General features: G+C 67.5%; 3 protein-coding genes. All 3 read left to right on the top strand.

Translation table 11 applies throughout. The features are described from left to right. The first annotated feature begins 402 nt into the window (after nt 1-402). The 3 genes from Q0K00_RS11085 to Q0K00_RS11075 all read left to right on the top strand — a co-directional run bounded on the left by Q0K00_RS11085 (nt 403) and on the right by Q0K00_RS11075 (nt 6254). Nucleotides 403-3036: a virulence factor SrfC family protein gene (locus tag Q0K00_RS11085; RefSeq protein ID WP_297229522.1), complete on the top strand. Its 2634-nt coding sequence runs from the start codon at nt 403-405 to the stop codon at nt 3034-3036. A 142-nt stretch (nt 3037-3178) separates the two neighbouring features. After that, entirely contained in the window at nt 3179-4288 is a 1110-nt protein-coding gene (locus tag Q0K00_RS11080) for a sel1 repeat family protein (protein WP_297229520.1), read from the top strand. A gap of 10 nt (nt 4289-4298) precedes the next feature. Then, complete coding sequence (locus tag Q0K00_RS11075; protein ID WP_297229518.1) at nt 4299-6254, top strand: vWA domain-containing protein; 1956 nt, start codon at nt 4299-4301, stop codon at nt 6252-6254. Nucleotides 6255-6361 lie beyond the last annotated feature (107 nt).

The following is a 6361-nucleotide window of genomic DNA, read 5'->3' as shown; positions in this document are numbered from 1 at the left end:
ACGCCCTTCGCCACGCGGACAGGGGTGTACGGGGGTCGTAGGGGGGGTAGAGGGGCTGGCCCCTCTCACCCCCTGCCCCCCGCCGGGAGGCGACCAAGCCCAGATGCCGGGCAGCATCCTCTATCCCGCGCCGGAAAGAAGAAAAGAAAAAGGATGAGGTTCCCCGCCCGGACGCCGGGCAGCATCCCCCAGCCAGCGCCGGGAAGAAGAAAAGGAAGGAAGAAAAAAACAGATCGCCGGGCAACATCCGCCAGCCAGCGAACGAAAAAAAGAAAAAAAGAAAAGGACGCCTCCGCACGGCCGGGGAGCATTTCCGCTCGACCTCCGGGCGCAAGTCTGGCATGGTTGAGGGGTTCGCGGTAACAGCCGGAGGCATCCGGTTTTTTTTCACGAGGACGACGTATGCAGGAGCAGGATCAGGAGCTGGCGCGGCGTTGCCGGGCGCTGTCGGAGGAGTGCCGCAAGGCGGGTGCGTGGATCGCTGACAATGCGGAGCTGGTGGGCAACGAGGGGAACAGCCTGCAAAAGGACATGCGGCACGCGGCGCGATTTTTCACCCGTTGCGAGCAGGCCGCGCGGCGCAAGATGTGCGCGGGGGTGTTCGGTCCGAGCCAGTCGGGCAAGTCCTACCTCATCTCGGCGCTGGCGCGGGACGCCTCCGGCAGTCTGCTGGCGGATTTTTGCGGCGACCAGCGGGATTTCCTCACGGAGATCAATCCTGAGGGCGGCAAGGAATCCACGGGGCTTGTGACGCGCTTTACCACGACGCCGCCGGAGGGGCTTTCGCCGGAGCATCCCATCCGCCTGCGCCTTCTGACGGAGATGGACGTGGCGCGGGTGCTGGCCAACACCTATTACGCCGACTGCGAGCACAAGGAAGCGCCGGAGATGGAGCCGCTGCTGGCGGCGCTGGCCGAGCTGGAAAAGGCGGCGGGCGGCGGAGGGTCGGCTGTCAGCGGCGACGACGTGGAAGAGCTGCGCGACTATGTGAACAAGAATTTCCTTTCGCGGCCGCGCGTGCAGATGCTGCAAAAGGGCTACTGGAACAAGGCGATGGAGCTGGCGCCGCGTCTCGATCTTGAGGGGCGCGCCACGCTTTTCGGCCTCATCTGGAACGGCGTGCCGGAGTTCCGACGGCTGTACGTCACGCTGTGCGGCGCGTTGCAGGCGCTCGGCAATCCCGCCGAGGCCGATTGCCCGTTGAGCGGCCTCATCCCGCGTGAGACGAGCATCATCGACGTGGCGGTGCTGCGGGGGCTTACGGAGGACGACCGGGCCGACCGGCTCACCATCCGGGGCCGGGACGGGAGGAGCGCCGATCTGCCCCGCGCGGTGGTGGCCGCGCTCACGGCGGAGATCAGCATCTACATGCGGGAGAAGCCGGACAGCCTTTTCGACCACACGGACCTGCTGGACTTCCCGGGCTACCGCTCGCGTCTCAAGCTGGAGAACCTGCAGGGCGAGCTGGCCCGTCCCGGCACGCTGGAGAACCTCTTCCTGCGCGGCAAGGTGGCGTATCTGTTCGAGCGCTATTGCGAGGAGCGGGAGCTGACAAGTATGCTGCTCTGCATCGGCCCCAGCAATCAGGAAGTGCAGGACCTGCCGCGCGCCGTCTACGAGTGGATATGCTCCACCCACGGCGAGGACCCGCGTTCGCGCGCGGGCAAGCCCACCGCGCTGTTCTTCATCCTCTCCAAGATGGATATGGAGTTCGAGAAGAAGGCGGGGACGCCTTCGGTGGAAAAGCGCTGGGACACGCGCCTGCAGTCGTCGCTGCTGGACTTTTTCGGCAAGCAGCATGACTGGCCCGACAACTGGGACGGCGAACGGCCGTTCAACAATATCTATCTGCTCCGCAACCCCAATTTCCGCTGCGACGCCATTTTCAATTTCGATGCCGACGGCAGGGAGATCGCCGTGCGCCCCGAACAGGCGTCCTATGTGGAAGAGGTGCGGCAAGCCTTCCTGAATTCGGAGCTGGTGCGGCGGCATGTGGCCCGGCCGGACGCGGTGTGGGACGCGGCCATGACCCTCAACGACGGCGGCGTGGCCCTGCTGCGGGAGAGCCTGCGCCCCCTCTGCAATCCCGAACTCAAGCGCCAGCAGATCGAAGTCATCGCCGCCGAGAAGCGCGAGCAGGTCCGCACGCGGCTGGAACCTTTTTATCAGACGGACGACCGCGAGGAACTGCGCAAGCAGAAGGAGGCGCTTTCCCGCGAGCTGGTCATGCTGGTGACCGGCGTCACCCGGCGTCACCTGTTCGGGGAACTGCTCTGCCGCCTCCAGGTCAGGGATCACGACCTTTACGACCTCTGGCTGCGGCAGCGGCAGGCCGCTTCGCAGGCGCCGGAGACCGGGGTGACCGTCAGCGTGGCCGACGACGTGTCCGCCGAGGACATCTTTTCCGACATCTTCGGGGACGAGGCCGCCCGCCCCGCCCCGCAGGACGCCGCCGCCGAAGAGGCCCCCGTCCCGCGCGACGCCGCCGGGACGCTCACGGACATGGTGTTCGACTACTGGATCGAACAGCTCCACAATCTGGCGGGCAGCGCCGAGGCCCGCAACCACTTCGGCGGCCTGCCCTCGCGCGGCTTCGAGCAGCTCATCAGCGAACTGCTGCTCTCGGCCCAGCGCCTCGGTCTGCGCGATGGGCTGGAACGAGACCTGCGCCAGTGCGGCGCGTACGCCAACATGTCCCGTGAACGCCTCATCTGGCGGCAGGTGAGCCTGGCCGCGGACGCCATCAACGCCTTTGTGGACTGGCTGGGCTTCGACCCGCGCAAGAAGGACGCCGCCGGGCGCACCATCCTTTTCGGCGGCAAAAGCTCGGAGCTTTTCGCCCCGCCCGCCGAGCCTCCGGCGGAACCGGTCATCGGAGAGCAGGAAGCCCCCTACGACCGCCAGTGGTATACGGACTGGATGCGGGCGCTGGCCTGGAGCGTGGTCGCCAATGTGGACTTTGACGGGCAGCAGGTGCGCGACCCGCAACAGAATGCCCGCCTGCGCGACATCCTTGCCGCCTTCCGGCAGGTCTGACATGTGGGGAGCCGACCGCCGTCCGCCCTTCGTCCCCGCCGCCCCGCTCCGGGGGCCGCATCCCGCCGCGTACCGGCAGCGCCGGGCCTGTGCCCGCCCTTCCGGCCACGGCGACCTCATCCTTTTTTGACGGGAAACACCCATGAGAGCCATCATCACCCCTGATCCGCAACGCGGCGCGGGCCATGCCCGCATCCTGCTGGAAGGCTGCTCCGCCCTCCCCGGCGGCGTCTATACCCTGCGTCGCGGCAGCGACATGAAATTCCTTGCCGCGTCCGGCTGGCAGGAGAGCGAATGCCCCCTTGCCCCGGACGACATCGACAGCGTGAGCGGCGGCCTGTGCCTGCTCGTCGGCCCGGACGTGGTCGATCAGCTGGACGCCCTGTCCGCCTATCAGATCGGCGCGGACGGTCAGCGCTTCGGCGTGGAGATCCGGCAGCTCGTCTACAGTCGCGACCGCGACGGCGGCGGAGCCATGCCGGACATGCCGCAGGCCGCGCCCGTCAGCGCGCCCGCTCCCGACCCCAAACCCGCGCCCCAGCCCCAGCCCGCACCGGAGCCGGAACCCGCGCCCCAGCCCGTGCCGGGACCTCAGCCGGAGCCGATCCCCGCGCCGGAGCCGGAGCCGACCCCCGCGCCCCAGCCAGGCCCGCAAGAACTGACCCTGCAAGAAGTCCCCGCCCGGCCCAAAAGCCGCCTGCCGCTCGTCCTCGCGCTCCTGCTGCTCCTGCTGATCGTCGCAGGCGGCGCGGCATGGTATTTCCTCATCCATCAGCGTCCGGACGTGCCGCCCGTGCCGCCCGTCCCCGCGCAGACGGAGAGCGCCCCGGCCGCCCCGGCTCCCGCCGCCCCGTCCCCCGCGCCCACCGCGCCCACCGCGCTGGAGACCGCCCGCAAGCATCTGCGCGGCCCGGCGGACCCGGCCGCCAGTCTGGCGCTGGCCAAGCCCCTGCGTACGCCCGAGGCCGGTCCGGAAGAGTCGGACGCCGCTTTCCTCCTGCTGGAGGACGCCGCCCAGAAGGGCAATGCCGAAGCCATGTGGCTGGTGGGACAGTTCTACGATCCCGCCACCACCCTGCCGCGCGGCAGCATCCCCGCGGACATGTCCCTTGCCCGCCAGTGGTACGAAAAGGCGCGGGCCGCGGGCGTCGCCCAGGCCGAGGCCGCCCTGAAGGCCCTGCGCGCCCATGTGGAAGCCGAGGCGTCCAAGGGCGATATGGAAGCCAAAATGCTGCTCCAGAACTGGAAATAGGAGGTCCGCCATGTTTCTCCTTCGCTCCGGGCGCTCTCCCCTGCCGGGCCTCCTGCTCTGGCTCGCCGCCCTGCTCTGTCTGACCCTGCCCGCTCCCGGCCAGGCCGCCCCCCTCCTGCGGGAGGGCAAGAAAAGCCTCTACCAGCGCGTCATCAGCCACCCCGGCGCCGTCCTGCGCCAGAACGCCGATGCCGCCTCCGCCGTGGTCAAGGACAAGGTCGTCCCCTTCACGGTCTTTTACGTCTACGAACGCGCCAACGGCCATCTGCGCGTGGGCACCGGCCTCAACGAGCCGCAGGGCTGGCTGGAAGAAGCCAAGTCCACCGCCTGGGACCAGTCCCTCACCCTGCTTTTCTCCCCGCGCACCGGACGCGATCCCGTGCTCTTCTTCAAGACGGAAAACGACCTCAAGACCCTCTGCTCCGCCAGCGACATGGAAAAACGCCTCCAGACCCTCCTGACCCAGGCGGCCTCCGGCAAACCCGCGCCGGATTCCCCCGTGCTGGCCGGTGAACCCGCCGAGACGCAGGGCGCCGTGGACGCGAAACGCTTCTACCTCATGCCCATACTCGGCATGAGCGAACCGTTCGACGACGTGAAATTCCTCAACGTGGCCTCCATCGACCCCGGCTCCGGGTCGGCGCAGGCCCCCGACGGCCCGCCCAAGACCGGCATCGCCCTCGTCATGGATACCTCCGTCTCCATGAAACCCTACATCGACCAGAGCCGCGACGTGGTGCGCCGCATCTACGATCAGCTCGAAAAAGAAAAAATGACCGATAACGTGGGCTTTGCCGTGGTCGCCTTCCGCAGCAGCACCGCCGCCACCCCCGCGCTGGGCTACACCAGCACCGTGGTCAGCGACTTCGCCACCGCAAAGGACAGGGCCGCGCTGGAAAGCCGCCTGGCCGCCGTGCAACAGGCCGACGTCTCCAGTCACGATTTCAACGAGGACTCCCTCGCGGGCGTCTATGACGCCGTGGAAAAACTGAGCTGGGGCAACTACTCCTCCCGCCTCATCCTGCTCATCAGCGACGCCGGACCGCTCCGCAGCGGCGACCCCTACGCCTCCGTCCTGCTCGGCCCCGCCGAAATGAACGACCTCGCCCGACAGAAGGGCATCTGGATCACCGCCCTCCACATCAAAAGCCCCGGCGGCGCCAAAAACCACGCCTACGCCGAACAAAGCTACCGCACCCTGAGCCGCCTCTCCGGCGATCGCAGCAACTATCAGGCCATCAACGCCCCCGACGCCGCCACCGGCGCGCGCCAGTTCGGCGCCGTGGCCGCCACCCTCGCCCAGGGCATGGTCGGCATGGTCAAGAATACCGCCGCAGGCAAGATCATGACCCGCCCCAAGGACGAGACCCCCTCGCAGGACCCCGAAGCCCAGGCCCGGCAGCTCGCCGCTACCCTCGGCTACGCCATGCAGCTCCAATACTTCGGCGCCCAACGGCAAAATCAGGCCCCCAGCGTCGTCAACTCCTGGATAGCCGACATGGACCTCGCCAAACTGGCGCAGGGCAGCCCCACCCCCACCGTGGAAGTCGCCGTCCTCCTCACCAAAAACCAACTCAATGACCTCAGCTCGCAACTCAAGATCATCATCGACAACGCCGAACGCACCAAAAAAACCGATTCCCGCGACTTCTTCCGCGGCATCCTCTCCGCCTCCGCACAAATGGCCAGAGACCCCAACCTCCCCACCCAGGGCAAAAGCCTCGCTGAACTCGGCATCCTCTCCGAATTCCTCGACGGACTCCCCTACAAAAGCGACATCATGCTCCTCCGCGAAGACGACTGGTACCGCATGAGCATCGGGGAACAAACCGCCTTCATCAACCGACTCAAATCCCGTCTGGCTCGCTACGACGAATACGACCGCGACCGCGCCAACTGGGAAAGCTTCGGACAACCCAACCCCGGCGACTGGGTCTACCGCGTCCCCCTCAACATGCTCCCCTGAGCATGTGAAGTATTCGGGGACGGATCGACTGGGGGGGGGGGGAAGGAGCGGGAGAGCGGGGCGGAAAACAAAGAGGAGGAGGAGGGAGGGCAGGCTCAGGGGAGAGA

It is taken from the genome of uncultured Desulfovibrio sp., assembly GCF_944327235.1.
GTDB lineage: Bacteria > Desulfobacterota > Desulfovibrionia > Desulfovibrionales > Desulfovibrionaceae > Desulfovibrio.
The sequence above is the reverse complement of the archived record's forward strand: the minus strand, read 5'-3'. Positions and strand labels throughout refer to the sequence as shown.